Raw genomic sequence first — 18,564 nt, forward strand, 5'->3', positions numbered from 1 at the left:
GGTAGACACCCTCGTCAGCCCGGTAGAGGAGACTCCCCAGTGTATCCCCTTCGCGCCGACTGACCACACCGCCAGAGACGGTGAAAAAGACCCCGCTCGCGACCGTTGGTGGTCACGAGCGGGGTCTCCGGACGATCTAAACGCTTTTATTGCTCATCGAGATAGAGGGCATCGAGTTCAATCCAGTAAGAGATCTCGTCTTGCTGGACGTCAACGTTGATCTCAATGGTCCTGAAAACTACCAAGACCCGCAGGTCCTCTGTTTCAAAAGTCGTGCTCATCTCCTGTACATCGTAAGTCTCCATGTTCTTTTCGCCCGGAGGGTACTTCTCAGTTGTCTGATCGATAAAGGAATCGAATCCATCCTCTAGGATCACGTCTTCCCCCTTCTCGATCCGGAGTGTCGGAAGCGTCTGACGTTGATCGACAATCCAGTGAAGCCTGTAGGTCGCCTTTTCTCCCTCGATTACCACAGGCTCTTGGTTAAAGGTATCGTATTGATCGAGGCGTACCATCCACTCGTAGCCATCTATTCGCATGGCCCCCTGTTTCAATCGCATGGAGGTACCGAGATAGTTGGACCTGCCCGGGTACACCTGGTTATCGCCTTCGGGCCACAGGGGAGAAAAGCCGAGGGTCTCCTCAAAGACCAGTTGGTTGTTGAGGTCTCGATCAAACCACTCGGGTAGCCTTGCTTCCGCCTCACCAGCAAGAAAATAAACGCTGTCAGTGATTTTTTCGCGTTGGTTATCCGGAATCGTAGCGGACGCGGGATTGAGCTCCCCATCCGCCAGGATTCCCGTTTCGGCAAGCAATCCCTCGAGTCGGTCGACCTGCATGGCGACCGGTAGCTCATGGTAACCGATTCCAGGGAGGACCACTGCGAAAGCCAGGAAGCAGGCAAGCAAAGCCATACGCCTGTGGGCTTTGTCCCCTGTGAAAAGCAGCAAGACGACGGCTTTGATCGCAAAGATCCACACGATCAAGAAGCCGTACTCAGTGTACTTGAGCCCACCGGTGCTCAGCTGTCTCCAAAGCGCCCAGGCTTCCGCAGACAAAATGACAAGCGCAGCATAGGGAAATACGCGGCGGTACAAGCGCGCCGTGGTGGAGTCATGATGCTTGGTCATGACAAGCAACCAGAATCCGTAAAAGGCGTAGGCCGTGGCAATGCTCGAGAGCTGGACGAAAGAGTACCCAATGTTCCCGAAGAGCGTTCTGGCCGTCCACAATAGTAACACGATCGTCAAGGCCAAGAGAATCGGGATCATGATGGTGCCAAAAAGCACCTCGATAAAACGCGGTTGCTCTTCCGCCACCTTTCGATGCGGATCCTTTCCTCCCTTTTCAAAGTGTGGGAAATAGCCTACGAAGATGGTAAAGGCTGTGAACCCCGAGAGGGTGGCAAGGTAGCCGTAGACCTTCTCACTCATCTGTGGGAGAAGAAGTGTCTCGATGGCGCCAGCGACACCCGATGTGCCTGCCATCAGCACCACCCCATAGATGAAAGCGATGAAGAAGGCTTTGTGTGTCATGAAGAGGGCGCGTGAGAAGTCCGAATCTGCATCGGCATCACCAGCAAGGATCACGAAACCCAGCAGACTGATGAAAAGCACAGCACTCACTCGGGCGCCGGCGATGGTCGAGACCGTCGTGTACCTGATACTGCTCTCATCGGCACCGAAGAAATACAAGGTGAGAAAGGTCACGAGAATGGCCAGTGCGCCCAGGGCATTGGCGATATAGAAGCTTTTCTTGTCTCCAAATCGACTCTTGGCCGCCGTGATCGTCATGAGGCTGAAGAGCGCACCCACGGCGAAGGCCAGATGCAGACAGTTGAACAAAAAATTATAAGGTTCCTGGGCAGGCCAGTCCAATTGAATACGTACCATCGTCACGATCGCAAAGAGCACTGCACTGGCAATCGACATGGGAAAGGTACGAAAGGCGTTGGCAGCACCCTGAAGACTCTTGACAATCCTTCTTTTGATTTGATCCATCATCCTTACCTCCTCAAGAGAGACCATCGTACTGCGAAAGCCATCGGGCTTTCGACAACACCGCTCTCCTTATTCCATAGATACACCGAAAGCTCATCATTATGCAGGCCATAGCTTTCTTCCATGGTATTCGAGGGGGCTATCTATGATCCCTATCCAAAGGTACCAGTAAGAAGACTTTTCTATTTCAAGTGATAGTCGCGTACTTTATTGTATAATTGCCGAAGACTGATCTCGAGTATTTCTGCCACTGCTCTCATATCTCCATTATGTCTGCCCAATAATATGGCGATATGCCTACGTTCGGCTTCTTCACGCACTGACTTCAAACTCAAATCTGTAGGCTGAGAATCAAAAAACCCATGGTCCGTGAGTATACCACGGTCGGATAAAACAACCAGTCGTTCCATAATATTCTTTAGTTCGCGCACATTCCCCGGATAATGATAACTCATGAGTTTTTTCATTAAAACATCTGAAATACGATCGATCGTTTTGTTCATACGTTTTTGCGTGATCTGCAGAAAATGATCGATGAGTAAGGGTAGGTCTTCTGGCCGTTCTCTCAAGGGTGGTATTCTGATCACCATGGTGCTAATTCTGTAGTTTAGATCTTCACGGAAGGATTTCACTTCTATTGCACTTTTCAGATCGCGATTCGTCGCACTGATCAATCTGAAATCCGATTGAATCTCACGATTGCTTCCGATGCGAGTCAGCCGCTTTGTTTCGAGTGTCCTTAGGATTTTCACTTGTGTGGAAAGCGGGAGGTCTCCTATCTCATCGAGAAAAAGAGTGCCCGAATCAGCCGCTTCAAATCGGCCCACGCGACACTCGGTGGACCCTGTGAACGCACCCTTTTCATGACCAAACAATTCCGATTCTAACAAGCTATCGCTAAAAGCGTAGCTGTTGATCGGCATGAAAATTTGGTCTTTTCTTTGGCTACAACTGTGAATGTACTCTGCAAACACTTCTTTGCCAACACCTGATTCTCCTAGCAGCAAGACACTCACATCCGTTGCTGCAACTTTTCGCGCGTGATCAAGTGCCTTTTGAAAAATCGGACTCTTGCTCGCCATCAGATACTCTTTGTTCCCAGAGGCTAAAGCCCTGAAGGACTGGTTCTCACGTTTCAATCGTTTCATCTGCTCGATTCTCTCTAAATCGAGCAAGAGTTCTTCCGGATCGTTCCCTTTGATGAAATAAGCATAAGCCCCTTGCCTCATCGCAGTCACGGCCGTTTCAATGCTTCCATAGGCTGTCATGATAATCGTCTCAGTGTCCGGATGCTTTTCGATTGCTTCGGCCAGCAGGTCCAACCCTGACACTCCGCTCATGATCAGGTCTGTTATCACGACATCGAAAGATTCTTCACTCTTGAATAATTCAAGAGCAAAAGCTCCGCTGGTTGTCGTCGTCACTTCATACCCTTGCCGCTCCATCATGATCTTCAATAGAGCAATTGAATCAGGTTCATCATCTACTATGAGTAATCTAAGCGAATGCATTCGTTCCCTCCCTCTTTGGTAAAGTGACGGAGAAAGTTGTTCCTTCACCTATGCTGCTTGAGACCTGAATGTCACCCTCTGATTCCTGGACCAGCGTGTACACAATATATAGCCCCAAGCCGGTGCCACCGTTCGTTGTCTTGCTACTGAAAAAGGGTTCGAATATTTGATCCATATGCTCCCTCTCGATGCCTACTCCTGTATCGCTAACGGTCAATTGCAGCTCTTGATCGGATACAGAGGTCTTAATGGTCAACTCCCCACTCTGATCCATAGCATCTATCCCATTTTCCACGAGATTAATCAGCACATGACGGAGAACGTTGCTGTTGATTACTATCGATGGATTCCCTTCATGAAAGAAATGTATGGAGATCTCGCTTTCTTTACATACTTTGCGATAGTAAGTTAAAACGTCTCTCACAAGTTCATGCACCTGAACGCTCGTATGCTCCACTCCAGTTAGCCTTGCGTAGTTCAAGAGATTATCTATGATTCGATTGGCACGCTCGATGGCCCGATCTATTGCCTCTGTTACAGACACTGTTTCTTTTTCAGCATGAGGTGCTGTCGCGAGGATGTAGCTTGAGTTTCGAATAATGCCCAAGGGATTTCGCAGTTCATGTGCCATGGCCGCAGCCAATCTTCCAATGGCTTCCATCTTGTTCTCTCTCACCAGTTTTTCTTGACGAATTCTGTCCAGCGTAACATCACTCATCACGATCAGCCGATGATTAGCCATGCTTTCAATGGACAATATGCGTAAGTCAAAGACACGTCCGTGGATTCTCAGATCAAGTCTTCCTTCTAGGCCATGACTCAAATAACTTGGGTCGATGGCCTCTCCCAACCTTGAAGTGGCTATTTGATCTCCCACGCGCAGGTCTGTCCATTTTCTCATCAGTGGATTGATTTTTCTAACGCCCTGCTCATCGTCCATCAACAGCACACCGGATTCAATGGTAACAAAGACGCTTTCCAGTTCATCTGTCAGGATCGATAGTTCTCTGGTGCGATGGTCCACCAATCTCTGAAGACTACGGTTCCAAAGAAGGATCATCGAAAAAAGCATCGCACCAATACCGAGTACTGGTATCCAAATTTGTTTGAGCTTCTGATAAGAACGGATCTGGGCATTGCTCTGAGCCGTTCCCAACCACTTCGACTCGATGTTCTCAATCACTCCGGCCTGTTGTAGTTTAAAAATCGCCTTATTCAGAAGCGGTACAAGCTCTGGCTTGTCTCTTGATACGGCAAGCACACTCACTGAATCGTAAATGGGTTCTTTTAAAAAACGATAGTGTTCGGTCCGGTCAGCATTCCTTAAGATGGCGCGCATGACAGGTTCATCTCCCGCCACAGCATCTACTGCTCCTGCAAACAATAGCTCAATCGCACTGTAGATGCTATCCGTATACACCAGCGTCACCTTCAGCTCTTGTTCTTTCAAATGGTCGATCACCACATCACCCTGCTGAACGGCTACTCTCTTTCCTGATAGATCTTCTAAGGAGGCCACCGATCCATCCACTGGGGTGACGACCATGCCCCTCAGGGCATAGAGCGGTTTGGTGAAAAGGTATTGTTGGCCTCTCTCTTCGGTGGGGACCATATCTGCAAGATCCACTTCCCCGATGGCTAGAGCTTCGAGCACGTCTCTCCAGTTCATGGACTTCGTTATGATGTCCGTTTGCAGTTCAATTGCGAGTGCATTCGTACTATCGATGACAAACCCTACGTGTTGATTCGTTTCCTCATAATAACGTACCATGGGTGGCTCGTTCAGAGTACCTCCAAATACCAGAACGTCCAGTTTCTCCAGTATAGCTCGCTCCTCTTTCGAGTAGTCTTGACTGTACTGAACATACTCCATAAGATTCACATGGTAGTCAATCGAAACAACTGCATTCAAGTAGTACACTCCTGAAATCAGAGCGATCGCGAGGGTAAAAGCGATGATTTTCTTCAACAACTCACATCCTTAAAAAAAAATGACCCAGGGATAAACCCTGAGTCTAGTATGGACGATGGAATCTAGGCTGACAAGCTCTTTTCCTCTTCCGTCACCACGACATCCTGTGGATCGAGTTTTGCAATCGTAACGCCTACAAAACTAAGAGCGATGACCACGATGGGCATGCTGTAATTGAAAATCGCATAGGGTGCATACTGAAGGGTCGGAACGCCTAGAACGCCATAGAGAAATACACCACACGTATTCCACGGTATCAGAGTGGAGGTCAGTGTTCCTGATGATTCCAGTGCGTTCGAAAGGGTCTTGGGATGTAGATTCATATCCTTGTAGGCCTGTGCATACATGCGGCCGGGTACCACGACGGAGATATATTGCTCCGGCATCGTCATATTTGAACCGATGCAAGTGGCAATGGTCAAACTTATCAAGCCTTGGGCTGTCTTGACCCTTCTCAGCAAGCGCTCTACAATCACTTCCAATTGCCCTGTGCGCTCCATTATGCCGCCGAACATCATGGCGATGATCGTAAGGGATATGGAATACATCATGTTCATCAAGCCACCGGCTGTCAAGAGATCATCGACGGCGGACACACCGGTCTCCGATACATACCCCCCGTAACCAGCGCTTAGGATATCACCAAAATCTGCACCTTGAAAGATGGGAGCCAGTACAGCTGCGAGGACGATTCCAACAAAGATACCAGGGATCGCAGGCATTTTTTTGGCGATCAAGAGAATGACTGTTACCGGCGGGAGCAACAAAAGGGGCGAGATTCGAAATGCACTATCGAGACCTTCTCTCATTTGATCGATTGCACTGATGTCCACAACGGTTCCTCCGTAGCGCATGCCAAGAAAACCAAAGAATAGAATGGAAATACCATAGGCCACTGCTGTAGGCTTGAACATGAACTTGATATGGGTAAAGACATCGGTACCAGCCATAGCGGGAGCAAGGTTCGTGGTATCTGACAGTGGTGACATCTTATCACCAAAATAAGCACCTGAAATGATGGCACCCGCCGCAATCGGCGCAGGGATACCCAATCCGCTGGCGATGCCCATCAGCGCAATACCAATGGTACCCGCCGTACCCCAGCTTGTACCCGTGGCCAAAGATGTCAGGGATGTAATGATCAATGTAGCTACTAAGAAAATTTTCGGTGACAAAATACTCAAACCATAGTAGATCATTGTGGGCACTACTCCAGACAGGAGCCACACGCCGATGAGCACACCGATGATGGCTAGGATAATGATTGCCTGAAGTGCCTGGCTAATGCCATCGAACATGTATTGTTCTACTGCTGACCATTTGTGACCGATTCTCATGGCCATAAGTGCTGCAAAGGCTACACCCATGAGCATCGGAATGTGTGGGTCGGCACCAAAGATGGCGATACCAGCACCCATTGTTAGAATCAATAAACCGAAAGTGATAATTGCTTCATGAAGATAAGGCATTCTAACTTTCACTTGTTGTACCTCCTTGATAGTGTGGATGACCTACCCTAGATAGATTGCAAAGCACGTGCCAAAGTAAAGAGAAGCGTTTTCCTCAGAAATGCCCCTTTTTGACTCTTCGAAGTGAAGAATCTTTCATTGTCTATGAAATTTATTTCAATTGCTCAACATGAGGAGAATCCTATCTTTCGTACGGAGTGCAGAAAGACCCATGCAGTATCGCCTACTCATCTGATTATTTTTAATCAAGAATCATTCTCTTTTCGCATGAGATCTCCCTATTGGGGTATACAGAAAAACAGAAGGATGATGCCTTATGAGAAAAATAGTGAATAGGCGATCGATCGGTTGGTTGTTGCTTCTCATGATTGTCATGACGATGTTCACCATCCCATCGCGCGCTCAAACAGAAGGTCCTTTTGTTTACACGATTGAGATTCAAAAAACCATCACGGCTGGAACTGCCGCTCTGATTACCCGTGCCATCGAAACAGCTGAAGAAGATGGTGCCGAGGCCGTGGTTCTGCTGATCAACACACCGGGTGGTCTCGTGGATGCCACGCTGGTCATCCTAGAGCAAATGCTCTCGGCCGAAGTTCCGGTGATTACCTACGTAGCTCCTCAAGGAGCGATCGCAGCGTCAGCTGGAAGCTTTATCCTGATCGGCGGTCACGTGGCGGCCATGTCACCCGGTACCACGGTGGGGGCGGCAATGCCCGTGATGATCTCTCCAACAGAAGGCTCGACGCAAACAGCCGACGACAAGACAATCCAGTTTCTAGCCGGTCATATCCGGAGTGTGGCCATGGAACGCGGTCGCCCTGGAGATGTCATCGCACGTTTCGTGACTGAGAACTTGACACTCGATGCCAACGAAGCACTGGAGGAAGGTGTCATCGATACCTTGGCTCCCAACCTCGAATCCTTGCTCGATGAGCTAGACGGCCAGCAGGTTACCATCGTAGACCAGGAGGTCCTCCTCACCACTCGTGATGTGGAGATCCTACCGCTCGAGATGTCGGCAAGTGAGAAAGTGACTAATATGGTCAGCAATCCCCAGATCAGTTTTCTGCTGGTCATCCTGGGGATCTACGGTCTGATCATCGGTTTCCAAGCACCCGAAACTTTGGTTCCCGAAGTCTTCGGTGCCATAGCCCTAGTCCTGGGGCTTTACGGTATCGGGATGTTTGAGGTCAATTTCTTCGCAGGACTCCTTTTGGTCCTCGGAGTAAGCTTATTGGTCGCCGAGGCCTTCACACCGACCTATGGTGTGCTCTCGGTAGGAGGTGTGATCGGTATCGTGTTAGGCGCTATGTTTTTACCAGCCGAGCCATTGATGCCAGCGGCCTGGTTCGTTTCACTGAAGTACGTTGCTTTCGGTATCGGCATCGGTGCTTCCCTACTCCTTGTCGTGATGCTCAGAGGCCTGTTGAAGGCAAAGAACGCCAAAGTCGTTCAAGGAAATGATGAGTTTGATAATCTAAGCGGGGTCGTAATGGATACCTTATCCCCAGAGGGTCTTGTGAAAGTGCAGGGTGAAATCTGGAGGGCCCGTTCGGAAGACGGGCAGGAAATTATTGAGGATACCCCTGTGAAGATACTGGATAGAGATGGTTTTCTTTTGATTGTTGCACCGAAAAATCAAACCAGCCAAGAACAGCAGGAGGAGTGATGTTATGTTTTTCTTGAACACAAGTTTATTGACCGCACTAGGTGCTATACTGGTTGTAGTGGCTATTCTGATCAAAGCCATTTACATTATCGTTGAATACGAACGCGGTGTCATCTTCCGACTTGGGCGACTAGTTGGCGTCAAGGGGCCAGGATTGGTCCTGATCATTCCCTTCATCGATAAACTGACCCGCGTGCCCCTCCGAACCGTGGTCTATGACGTGCCACCTCAGGAGGTCATTACCAAAGACAACGTCACCTGTAAGATCAATGCTGTCCTCTATTATCGCGTCGTAGAGCCCGATCAAGTGGTCGTCAAGGTGGAGAAGTATCATCAGGCGACGATCGAATACGCACAAACGACCTTACGAAGCGTCGTCGGTCAAGCGGACCTCGACGAACTGCTCGGTGAGCGCGAGAAGCTGAACAAGATCATCCAGAAGATTGTCGACGAGGCAACAGATCCCTGGGGTATCAAAGTGACGGCCGTAGAGATCAAGGATGTCACGCTTCCCGTAGAGATGCAACGCGCCCTGGCCAAGCAGGCCGAGGCAGAGCGTAACCGTCGCGCGATTGTCATCCAAGCGCTCGGTGAGAAGGAAGCTGCCGTCAAGATCGCCGAGGCTTCCGAGATTCTCTCCAAGCAAGAAGGCGCCATGACACTCCGGATGCTCCGTTCTCTTTCCGAAGCAGCCGATAAAGATTCCAATACCGTGCTCTTCCCACTTCCGATTGAGTTCCGTTCCTTCCTCCCCAAGCTACAGCAGATGGCGGAGGAAGCTAAAAAGGAAAAATAGACCCTGAGCCCCTCGAGGGGGAGGACCGGAGAATCCCGGCCTCCCCCTTTTGACAAGCCCCCTAGGAGGAAAACCATGTTCCAGCTGACCCTGAGCATCATTGTCGTCGTATTCATCATTGAACTGACCGTTTCGATTCGCAATTACACTTACAGAAATGAGCCGATTCCATCCAATGTTAAAGACGTGTACGAGCCCGACGCCTATAGGAAATGGCGAAAGTACACAGCGGAAACCTTCCGTTTTTCAACCATTATGAAGGTCTTACACACCATGTTACTGATCGTCCTGCTCTTCATGGGGTTCTTTCCGTGGCTCGCCAACTTTAGCTCACGCTTGACAAGCAATCCGATCGCGGAAACGATTGTCTTTCTCGCCCTCTACTACCTGCTGGAATATCTCGTGGACATCGGACCTATGATCTACAGGAATTTTAGCATCGAGGAGCGCTACGGTTTTAACAAAACCACACCTAAGACCTTTCTAGCAGACCAGGTGAAATCTCTAGGGCTCACGGCTCTTCTGGGCGGAGGTCTCCTTTATGGTTTCTTGGTTCTCTACAGCCGACTGGGAAGTCAATTTGTTCTCTATGCGTGGGTGGCATTGATGGTCCTTAGCCTGCTGATCAACGTGCTGTACACAAAGGTCTTCGTCCGACTCTTCAACAAGCTCACACCGCTACCGGAGGGCGAGCTGAAAGAAAAGATCCGGGCCCTGGCCGACCAAACAGACTATGAAGTGAGAAAGATCAGTGTGATGGATGCTTCCAAGCGATCTACACGCCTCAACGCCTTCTTCTCTGGATTCGGTCGTTTCAAACAAATTGTTCTCTTCGACACGCTGGTGGAAAAATGTGATGCCGACGAAGTGGTCTCGGTATTGGCCCATGAGATCGGCCATGCTGAACACAAGGATGTGTGGAAGAACTTCCTGCTCTCCTCACTTCAGATCGCAGGAATCCTGGCGCTTCTCGCCCTCTTTCTCGATTACCCCTCTCTCGTCACGGACTTCGGTTTTTCATCTGCGCATCTGGGCTTTTCCCTGGTGCTCTTTGCGATTCTCTCGGAACCACTCTCCCTGCTCCTCGGCATCCCGCTCTCAGCTCATTCGAGAAAGGCGGAATATCGGGCCGATGCCTATACCGTGGAAGTGGGTTACGGCGGGGCCATGATTCGAGCGCTCAAGATTCTTGCCCGCGAAAATTTTTCCAACCTCACCCCCCACCCCTGGATGGTCAAACTCAGATACTCTCATCCACCGATCAGCCAACGGATCGAGGCCATTGAAGTACGTATGGAGCACAGAAAGGATGGTTGATGATTTTGCAAGCCCTGTCGATCCGCTGCTATGCTGAGCTCAACGACTTTCTTCCGGAAAACAAGCGGTACTGTACCTTTAGTGAAGAGCTCACGCAAACGCGTAGCCTGAAAGACCAGATCGAATCCCTGGGGATCCCACACACGGAGATCGATCTAGTCCTGGTCGATGGTCAGCCCGCTCCCTTTAGCACGGGATTAACAGGCGGGGAGCGGATCAGCCTCTACCCCCGTTTCCATCAACTCCCCGTTGGGGGTGTTTCATTGGTCAGGCCACCCGCTCCAAACGGCTTCCGTTTCCTTCTCGATGTACACCTGGGGAAACTGACCTCCTTGCTTCGTATGCTGGGATTCGATGCGATGTATCAGCGCGAGGCATCAGATGCATCACTTGCCATAGCGTCTGTGGAGAGCCAGCGTGTCCTCCTGACCCGAGACAGAGGCCTGTTGAAAAGAAGCCTAGTGACCCATGGCTATCTCGTCCGCTCAGGAGACCCAGACGAACAGCTCAGCGAAGTCCTCCGACGTTTTGAGCTGCTAGATCATCTGAAACCCTTCACTCGGTGCATGGTCTGTAACGGACCTCTGCTACCTATTTCCAAAGAGCAGATCGAAGGCCGGCTCCCACCCAAAGTGCGCGCAGCTCACGACACTTTCTTACAGTGCGCTGAGTGCAAGAAAGTCTACTGGCGTGGTACGCATTTCAAAGCAATGGTTGCTCGTATCGAGCGCATCCGAAGGTCACTTTGAGAAACTGCAACAAGAAAGAGAGGACGATCCATCACCTTCACGGGTGATCAGTCGTCCTCTCTTTTTTTATTCGCGGATATCAAATTTCGAAATCGGGTCGGGACCACGCAGCACCTCCCGCTTCACCTCTAAAACACCCTGGTGGTTCGTCACCGTGCGCCACTGAACAGCCTGGATTTCCTCACCCACGAGTTCCATCGCCGTGATCCGCGTGGGGTAGATACAACTACCTGTATTGAAATAGGGCAGGTCTTCTTCCTTTGGGTACTTGAACTGGTGCGTGTGACCGCAGATCAACATCTTTCGGTGCTTACCGATCCACTTGACATAGTTGCGTTCAATCTTGTGCCGCTTATGGGGGTTCTTCACTGGGCTGGCCGGGTTCTGGATGCCAAAGGCATGCAAAAATCGCCAGAAATACTTGAGCGACAGCATGGTGAAGAACCAAAACTGATCATTGAGAAAGTCGCCCTGGTGGCCATGAACCGTCAGGATCTCCTGTTCCGTCTTTTCATTTCGCAGCACCAACCCCTCGTGCGTTGTCAGTCCACCCAAGAAGGGATGCTCCTTTTCATGGTAGTGATCATAGTAGCTGTGATAGTTCTCTTTCACATAGTCTGGGTCCTTTATGTAGACATTGTGGTTCCCATAGAGCATGATCAAGCGTCCGCTCAGGTGAAAACGCTCCAAGGCGTCGAACACATCCGTATGAGCCCGCTTGATATAGGAAAAGTCGTGATGTTCCCACAGCTCATCGCCATCACCCGCCTCAACATAAGTAAACTGATGCTTATAGTAATACTCCAAAGCATGCAAGAAAGCATTCTCATTTCTCGTAAATTCATCGGCCAAACTCCCGTTTCCTCGGTGGCAGTCACTGAAAAAAACATATTTTGTGTGCTCATTTACCGGCTCAACACGGGCATTTCGATAGGCTTCCATCAACCGTTGATCGGTGCGCATCTCCTACTTCCCCCTTTGAATCGTTCTCTTAGTCTATTTATACCATCGGTCGAAAGCCTTAAGCGGAAAACGACCAAATCGACAACGGACCACGGAAAAAGCATCCCATCCTTACAGATGAGATGCCACAAATCCATGCTTGCCTATTTTGCTTCTTTCATCGCCGCATGAAGGACTGCTTCAATATCGCGGCCGATAGCCGACAGTTTTTCACTCCCCATGGTCTCTACCAAAGTGGTGGGACTGATCAAACCGAAATACACCTCACCCTTCTTTTCGTAGACCACCATCTTGCAGGGCAAAAAGAGACCTGCTGCCGGATCGATCTCTAGAACTTCTTTTGCCTTCAGTGGGTTACACACCTCGAGCATGTGGACCCTAGCATGGAGATCGAGGCCCTTACCCTCGAGCGTACTCTTGAAATCCATCTCCCAGAGTACACCGAAATCACGCTCTTTCAATGCCTCTTTCAGCGCATCGATCGCTTTGGTCATATCCTTTGACGTCATCACGTCATAGCGAATTTCCATTTACACGCATCCTTTCTGATAGGGATTTGCATCTTCCTTTAATAGATTACCCTAACCATCGTGGCATAATCACCCCCCAGAGGGCGGGTCGCTAACGTTTAAAATTAAGTAGGCGCATTCGCTTAAGAATGCGCCTCTTACAGATCCGGACGTGCGGGTCATCGCATCCGGCTCCTCCACAACTATCCCCCTTTGGGGTGGTAATCATCGTAAATTTTCACAAGGTCCACAAGACCTAGGAAGTCAAACCATTCATTCGGCATGGCCATATGCGCTTGCTTTGATAGCGAGTTATGCCATCGGCTCATGGCCAGCGGAATGATTCTTCCCCTCCAGCCATTGCGACGCATAGCCTTGTACATTTTCTTTGGTTTTCTCCAGCTCCTCATCTGCACCATGCGAAGGCGCCTTCTTATCCATCTCATAGCATTGGTAAGAAGGGTCTTGATATTCGCGATTGCATAGTAGTTAGCCCAGCCTCTAAGCACTGGATTCAACCGTTCCTTAATGAGGTTTCCTATGTTCACCGTCTGGTTCCTACGGGTGATTTTCTTAACCTTGGCTTTGAAGGTTTTCACCTTCCTTTCCGGCACTCGAATCGTTCCCCACGGGGTAAATTCAAATCCCAGAAAGACGAAACTCTCTGTGTAGCTATCCACGATTTTAGTCTTCTCCGGATGTACCTGGAGTCTATAGGTACCTTCTAGGAATTTATTAATTCCTTGCAGTACGCGTTCCGCTCCCTTTTGAGATTTATGAAACACAATGAAGTCATCCGCATACCTTACCATCTTATGACCTCGTTGGGCCATCAACTCGTCAAATGCATGGAGATAGATATTAGCGAGCAAGGGGCTAAGCACTCCGCCCTGCGTCGTTCCCTTTTCCGTCTCGTGAAAACATCCGTATTCAAGCACTCCTGATTTTAATGTTTTCCTGATAAGATCGAGTACCTCCGGGGCCTCGATTTCTTTTTGGACTTCCTTCATCAAAAGCTCTTGATCTATGGTGTCAAAGTACGATTTCAGGTCTGCGTCTATGACATATCGGTAACCCGATCGTAGGACTTTCTTGATTTCATCCACTGCCATATGCGCACTCCTGTTCGGTCTAAATCCATAACTACACTCAAGAAATTTCCGCTCAAACCGCGGTTCAATCACCAGCCGGATGGCCTGTTGAACAATCCGGTCTTCTACGGTTGGTATGCCTAGGGGCCGTTTCTTCCCGTCCGGTTTATCGATGTACACTCGTTTGACAGGCTTTGGTCTGTAGCTTCCCTGCTTTAGCTTTGCCTGAAGGACTTCTAGATTGTTCTCCAGGTTCTCCTTATAGTCAGAGAGCGTAATACCATCCACCCCAGCGCTACCTTGATTTCGTTTGACTTTCTTAAACGACTCCTTGAGATTCTCCATCTCATAGATTTTCTCATACACGGCTTTACCACCTGTTTTCCTTTGTGTCCTCTTACTCTTACTCGCAGACTGCTTCTTCCTTGTTTCCCATGCTACGTACCGGAAGATATTTATCCGTGTATCGCTTTTCTTTAAGCGTCCTCTGGATTTTCCCCCATAGCAAACGGTGTACCCTTCTGTTCCACCCCGGGTCTTTAGGTCTTTCACCTCGCCGGCTTCTGCTCGCTCGTATCGGTCTTTAGGAGTGCCTTGTCTGACTTATTGTGGGTGCATAGGTCTTCGCGCGCATCTATGGGCCTTTTGGGTCCCATGTGCCCCCGCATTCTGTTGATGCAGGTCATCTATGTGCTGCCCTCCACTTGTCGCCAAGCTTCATTGCATAGACTTCTTCACTACTATACCGCACTCTGACTCCTCACCAGCCATCTAAATCCTCTCCTGCTTTCGCCTTTGATGATTTATACCCTTTCAGGAACCGATGAGGTCTCCATGGGTCACGTCAATATACTTTCCCACTGCCCCAGCCCTCTTAACATCATGTGGATCTGCTTATGGTATTGGAGTCTCCCACACTTTACAAGGTTCTCCTCCAGCATCATGCTACCATGGGTTTTAATTGCAGCTCTGTGCAGTGGTTTGCCTTACGATCCTCCGCACCCCTTTTCGCAAAGACGCACTATCGCTCAGCTATCTGCTTCCGCCATATCGGTGCATTCGGGACTTTCACCCTTTAGTATATTGCGCTGCCACGCGCACAAAAACCGTGGCATCGTAAGATGTCCACGGTTCGTTTGTATAGGGAAGATGCTATTTACCCAGGTAAGAAAAATGCATGTAGTCTTTGCTCGAGGGCCAGGCATCGCCACCCCAAGCGAAACCATATTTCTTGAAAGCCCTCACCACATCACCATCTGGGCGAATCGAGTAGGGGTTCGTACCGGGTTTCCAAAAGGAACCAGAAACCACGGTTCCATCCGAGCGGATCATGTAGTTCTCCACGGGGTTGATATCGATGGCAAGGCCCCACCGGTGTTCGGAGCGCGTATTTGAACGCCAAGCGTATCCACCCATGCTCTTGATCGGGAACTTTTCAGGCCCTTCGAAGATCTCTTTGAAGATGGCTGCGACAAAAGGGGCTATCGCTCTGTTTATGGTCACCGATCGCTTAGCCGCAACCTTTTCACCGGCACCGTTGAGCTGCCATACATCGACAGACACCGACACCATATGGCGCTGGGCTTCGGCTGCCGTTTGATAGCGCGCTGTATCCGTGTCACCGAAAATCAGGGCGTACTTCGCGGCATTCGTGCCGAGTTGGTGCACGGGATCATTCAAGTTGATCCTCGAGTCGCGGCTGAAGGCTCCACGGCTCGTCACAGGCAGAGAAGTAGTTTCCAAAGCCAGCGCCTTTTCATCGACCAATCCTTCAATAGAAAAGTCCGATAGACTGTCCAGGCCATTGATCACCAGCTGAAGGGCCTCTGCACGTGATGTTGAGGCCTTCGGCGCCAGCTTACCCGCCCCAGTTCCCGAGACGACCTGTCTAGTGTACACTACGAGTGCTGATTCAACAGCCCAGGGACTCAGCGCGTCTGCATCTTGGAATGCTTCCTTCAATTGTTGTGTATTACCTGTGTTTTCTTCTTGATTCTCTAGAGCTGACAAGAACTTATGTATCATGACAAAGAGTTCTTCTCGCTTGATCTGTTCCTCCGGGCGAAAGGTTCCATCGGGATATCCCGATACAAAACCCAGTGCGTAGGCCGTATCGGCATAAGGGCCGGGTCCATCGCTAAAGGTCTTGGACCCATCGTATTTCGGTAGTACACCGTCTGCTTCAAAATAGGCTCTCACAATGATCTCAGCAAATTCATCTCTTGTGATCGTCTGGTCGAGGGCTAAGTCGTTGAAACTTTCAGGAACAATGCTCAGGGCATCAGCCTGGGCCAGTCCCAATCGGAACCAATTCGGCACCCCTTCGTAGGCAAAACTTTGAACGCCCATCCCTAAGGTCAACACCAAGAGGAGCAGACCAAGGGACAGGCTGCGCGAGACGAAATTTTTCATATTTTCTCCTTATCGGTCGAGTGGTAAACAGAGGCGAAGACTCTCGGCTACGAATAAGCGTATGTGTGTTTGAATGGTCAGTATTATGTCTATCTTAACATAAGATGAAATAGATTCATATGTTGTTTCGATTACATGGCAAAAAAACGACACAAGGGCTTACTTAGTGTGAATGATTAGAATGTGGAGAAATGGGCAAATATGTAATAGCAGCTGTGGAGGTTTCGGTCCTTCACAAATAACGGATTGTACAAGGAGGTCTTATGGGCATTCTTAGTTGGATCATCATCGGTGGACTCGCCGGATGGGTCGCCAGCATGATCATGGGAAGTAACGCAAGCATGGGTTTAATCGCTAATATTTTGACGGGTATCGTCGGCGCTTTCATCGGTGGTTTTGTCATGTCAATTCTCGGTGGCCAAGGTGTCACGGGTTTTAATCTCTATAGTTTTGGTGTTGCCACTTTGGGAGCCGTGATTCTGCTTTTCATCGTAAAAAAAATCAAAGGATAGTACCCGCACAATAGGTATGAAGACTAAGAAGCAGCCCGACGATTCATCGGGCTGCTTCTTAGTCTTCAGGCATCGTTGACCTGTTCTTTCTCCGTCTTCGCCATGAAAAAAGGTTCGAGAAGGGGATAGAGTTTTGGGCTGTTCACCACATAGCTCCGGTGGGTTTCCCCGGAAAGAATCTGTAGTTCTGAATCTGGGATGTGGTTCGAGATCAAGCGGGTGTTGGATTCAAGAACCATGTCATGCTTACCCGCTAGCACGAGAACAGGAATCTGGATATGCTCGAGTTCAGAGATTTTTATATCTGGTTCCTCCAGCATCATCCTGAACTTATCGTCTTTGTTGAACCGGTACATTACCCTGATCATCCATTGCCATCTTCGCTTGAGACCTTCGGGCTTTGTGTTCGCACCGCTAATCGCCAGACGAGAGAGCAAATCAGGGTGATTGATCGCCAAGAGTAGCCCGATGATCCCACCATCACTGAATCCGTAGAGCATGGGTTGTTTGAGATCCAGCGTTTTGATGAAGGCCACCACATCTTCTGTCATCAGCTCATAGCTGATGTGATCGACCGGTTCACTTTTCCCATGTCCCCGGCTATCGATTGCATAGACCGTATGACTCCCGGCAAGTTGTTCCATCAATACATGAAAAATCTCATGAGACTCTCCATTACCATGAAGCAAGATGACCGGTGGACCCTCGCCAACTCTTTCGTACCATAATTGCGTTTCGTTCACATGAATTTCCACAACCTCACCTCCAGAGGATCCCCAGATCCTCCTATCCCCATCTACGCTTAACTCGCCGGTTTAGGCCCGAAATCTTGACGGATGATCGGCATGATCTCTTCATTGGGTATCCTGAACTCTTCCGTCAGTTGATCTGCTGACAGGACTCCATCTTTAAAGAAAACTACATGATCTTCTTCGAAGTATAAACCCACCTGCTCAGCCTGATAATCACTCCACGTTTCAATGAGCTTTGAAAAAATCTCCTGACTAGCGGCATCCTTCTTAATCAGGTTCTCGAAGAGAATCTCGTTCGAGCTTCTGATATCTAGATTGACGCTTTCTCTGATCACAATGTCACGACCGTCGCGATCAGTACCTTGCGCAGAAAAAAGAACGCTCAGGCGATCATTGTTCTTCAACTTCAATGCGTAGTTCATCTGCATAGCTGAAATTCTATCTCCGTCTGCATAGGTTTCAGCAACTGACCGTAGACTCTGGTTCATGTAGTCTTGTAGAAGCTCTCCTCGAAAACCGGAGATCTGCGGATATTCGATGTCATGCCGGTCCATCGGATCTTCATAGATTCTTCGCTCCACACGATACATTACGTCAGTTTCTTCTGCAACAGGTATTGAATCTTCTACTGGACCTTCTACCTCATTCTCGACCTGCTCATTGGGAGAAACCTCGATGCTCTCCCTCTCATCACAAGCCACTAGGGTGCCTCCGAGCATCACCAGACAGAGTACCCCTACTATTCCTTTGCCTAACCGCCTTTTGCATTTCTGGATCATTGTATCGCTCTCCCTACTAGTAAGCCTTACTGCTCACTGGTTCCTCATGATTAAGACGGT

Annotated in this window: 15 protein-coding genes; 5 read left to right on the forward strand and 10 right to left on the reverse strand. The window is 49.4% G+C overall.

All coding sequences use genetic code 11. From position 1 onward, the window contains the following. Positions 1-146: 146 nt before the first annotated feature. The 4 genes from ACULM0_RS03060 to nhaC all read right to left on the reverse strand — a co-directional run bounded on the left by ACULM0_RS03060 (position 147) and on the right by nhaC (position 6,964). Positions 147-2,003, reverse strand: coding sequence for a DUF4153 domain-containing protein (locus tag ACULM0_RS03060; protein WP_463678996.1), 1,857 nt, complete (start codon positions 2,001-2,003; stop codon positions 147-149). 179 nt (positions 2,004-2,182) lie between these two features. Then, complete coding sequence (locus ACULM0_RS03065) at positions 2,183-3,511, reverse strand: sigma-54-dependent transcriptional regulator (protein ID WP_463678997.1); 1,329 nt, start codon at positions 3,509-3,511, stop codon at positions 2,183-2,185. Continuing rightward, complete coding sequence (locus tag ACULM0_RS03070; protein WP_463678998.1) at positions 3,498-5,480, reverse strand: ATP-binding protein; 1,983 nt, start codon at positions 5,478-5,480, stop codon at positions 3,498-3,500. Before ACULM0_RS03070 ends, ACULM0_RS03065 begins: the two co-directional genes overlap by 14 nt. A gap of 65 nt (positions 5,481-5,545) precedes the next feature. Next, complete coding sequence (gene nhaC / locus ACULM0_RS03075; RefSeq protein WP_463678999.1) at positions 5,546-6,964, reverse strand: Na+/H+ antiporter NhaC; 1,419 nt, start codon at positions 6,962-6,964, stop codon at positions 5,546-5,548. Positions 6,965-7,268: 304 nt separating this feature from the next. Between nhaC and ACULM0_RS03080 the strand changes: the two genes are divergently transcribed. The 4 genes from ACULM0_RS03080 (at position 7,269) to ACULM0_RS03095 (ending at position 11,486) form a co-directional block, all read left to right on the forward strand. Next, the gene (locus tag ACULM0_RS03080) at positions 7,269-8,624 is read left to right on the forward strand and encodes an NfeD family protein (RefSeq protein ID WP_463679000.1); all 1,356 of its coding nucleotides are present in this window, start codon (positions 7,269-7,271) and stop codon (positions 8,622-8,624) included. A 4-nt stretch (positions 8,625-8,628) separates the two neighbouring features. Next, complete coding sequence (locus ACULM0_RS03085) at positions 8,629-9,420, forward strand: slipin family protein (RefSeq protein WP_463679001.1); 792 nt, start codon at positions 8,629-8,631, stop codon at positions 9,418-9,420. Between the two features lie 75 nt (positions 9,421-9,495). Continuing rightward, positions 9,496-10,737 carry a M48 family metallopeptidase gene (locus ACULM0_RS03090; protein ID WP_463679002.1) on the forward strand — a complete coding sequence of 414 codons (1,242 nt, stop codon included), beginning with the start codon at positions 9,496-9,498 and terminating at the stop codon, positions 10,735-10,737. After that, positions 10,737-11,486: a Mut7-C RNAse domain-containing protein gene (locus tag ACULM0_RS03095; RefSeq protein WP_463679003.1), complete on the forward strand. Its 750-nt coding sequence runs from the start codon at positions 10,737-10,739 to the stop codon at positions 11,484-11,486. The genes ACULM0_RS03090 and ACULM0_RS03095 overlap by 1 nt, the downstream gene beginning before the upstream one ends. A 66-nt stretch (positions 11,487-11,552) precedes the next feature. On the opposite strand, the gene ACULM0_RS03100 is transcribed toward ACULM0_RS03095, so the two are convergent. The 4 genes from ACULM0_RS03100 to ACULM0_RS03115 all read right to left on the reverse strand — a co-directional run bounded on the left by ACULM0_RS03100 (position 11,553) and on the right by ACULM0_RS03115 (position 16,461). Next, complete coding sequence (locus ACULM0_RS03100; RefSeq protein WP_463679004.1) at positions 11,553-12,449, reverse strand: metallophosphoesterase family protein; 897 nt, start codon at positions 12,447-12,449, stop codon at positions 11,553-11,555. A gap of 143 nt (positions 12,450-12,592) precedes the next feature. Continuing rightward, positions 12,593-12,979 carry a DUF302 domain-containing protein gene (locus ACULM0_RS03105; protein WP_463679005.1) on the reverse strand — a complete coding sequence of 129 codons (387 nt, stop codon included), beginning with the start codon at positions 12,977-12,979 and terminating at the stop codon, positions 12,593-12,595. Between the two features lie 182 nt (positions 12,980-13,161). Then, positions 13,162-14,415: a group II intron reverse transcriptase/maturase gene (gene ltrA, locus ACULM0_RS03110; RefSeq protein WP_463679006.1), complete on the reverse strand. Its 1,254-nt coding sequence runs from the start codon at positions 14,413-14,415 to the stop codon at positions 13,162-13,164. A gap of 786 nt (positions 14,416-15,201) precedes the next feature. Continuing rightward, positions 15,202-16,461, reverse strand: a complete 1,260-nt coding sequence (locus ACULM0_RS03115) for a M15 family metallopeptidase (protein ID WP_463679007.1) — start codon at positions 16,459-16,461, stop codon at positions 15,202-15,204. A 263-nt stretch (positions 16,462-16,724) separates the two neighbouring features. On the opposite strand from ACULM0_RS03115, the gene ACULM0_RS03120 reads away from it, so the two are divergent. After that, a complete protein-coding gene (locus ACULM0_RS03120) occupies positions 16,725-16,973 on the forward strand; it encodes a GlsB/YeaQ/YmgE family stress response membrane protein (RefSeq protein WP_463679008.1) in 249 nt (82 codons plus the stop codon). Between the two features lie 65 nt (positions 16,974-17,038). On the opposite strand, the gene ACULM0_RS03125 is transcribed toward ACULM0_RS03120, so the two are convergent. Together ACULM0_RS03125 and ACULM0_RS03130 are read right to left on the reverse strand one after the other, a co-directional pair. Then, positions 17,039-17,728 (reverse strand): alpha/beta fold hydrolase, encoded by a 690-nt coding sequence (locus tag ACULM0_RS03125; RefSeq protein ID WP_463679009.1) that lies wholly within the window; start codon positions 17,726-17,728, stop codon positions 17,039-17,041. 47 nt (positions 17,729-17,775) lie between these two features. Beyond that, positions 17,776-18,504, reverse strand: coding sequence for a hypothetical protein (locus ACULM0_RS03130; RefSeq protein ID WP_463679010.1), 729 nt, complete (start codon positions 18,502-18,504; stop codon positions 17,776-17,778). Positions 18,505-18,564: the final 60 nt, after the last annotated feature.

This window comes from Halotolerantifilum yawarlongkerapense (genome assembly GCF_054506745.1).

Bases quoted from the DNA above. Each gene is read 5' to 3' on its own strand.
- ACULM0_RS03115 (WP_463679007.1), bottom strand. From the start codon at position 16,461: ATGAAAAATTTCGTCTCGCGCAGCCTGTCCCTTGGTCTGCTCCTCTTG.
- ACULM0_RS03120 (WP_463679008.1), top strand. From the start codon at position 16,725: ATGGGCATTCTTAGTTGGATCATCATCGGTGGACTCGCCGGATGGGTC.
- ACULM0_RS03090 (WP_463679002.1), top strand. From the start codon at position 9,496: ATGTTCCAGCTGACCCTGAGCATCATTGTCGTCGTATTCATCATTGAA.
- ACULM0_RS03130 (WP_463679010.1), bottom strand. From the start codon at position 18,504: ATGATCCAGAAATGCAAAAGGCGGTTAGGCAAAGGAATAGTAGGGGTA.
- ACULM0_RS03085 (WP_463679001.1), top strand. From the start codon at position 8,629: ATGTTTTTCTTGAACACAAGTTTATTGACCGCACTAGGTGCTATACTG.
- ACULM0_RS03060 (WP_463678996.1), bottom strand. From the start codon at position 2,003: ATGATGGATCAAATCAAAAGAAGGATTGTCAAGAGTCTTCAGGGTGCT.
- ACULM0_RS03105 (WP_463679005.1), bottom strand. From the start codon at position 12,979: ATGGAAATTCGCTATGACGTGATGACGTCAAAGGATATGACCAAAGCG.
- ACULM0_RS03065 (WP_463678997.1), bottom strand. From the start codon at position 3,511: ATGCATTCGCTTAGATTACTCATAGTAGATGATGAACCTGATTCAATT.
- ACULM0_RS03100 (WP_463679004.1), bottom strand. From the start codon at position 12,449: ATGCGCACCGATCAACGGTTGATGGAAGCCTATCGAAATGCCCGTGTT.
- ACULM0_RS03095 (WP_463679003.1), top strand. From the start codon at position 10,737: ATGATTTTGCAAGCCCTGTCGATCCGCTGCTATGCTGAGCTCAACGAC.
- ACULM0_RS03080 (WP_463679000.1), top strand. From the start codon at position 7,269: ATGAGAAAAATAGTGAATAGGCGATCGATCGGTTGGTTGTTGCTTCTC.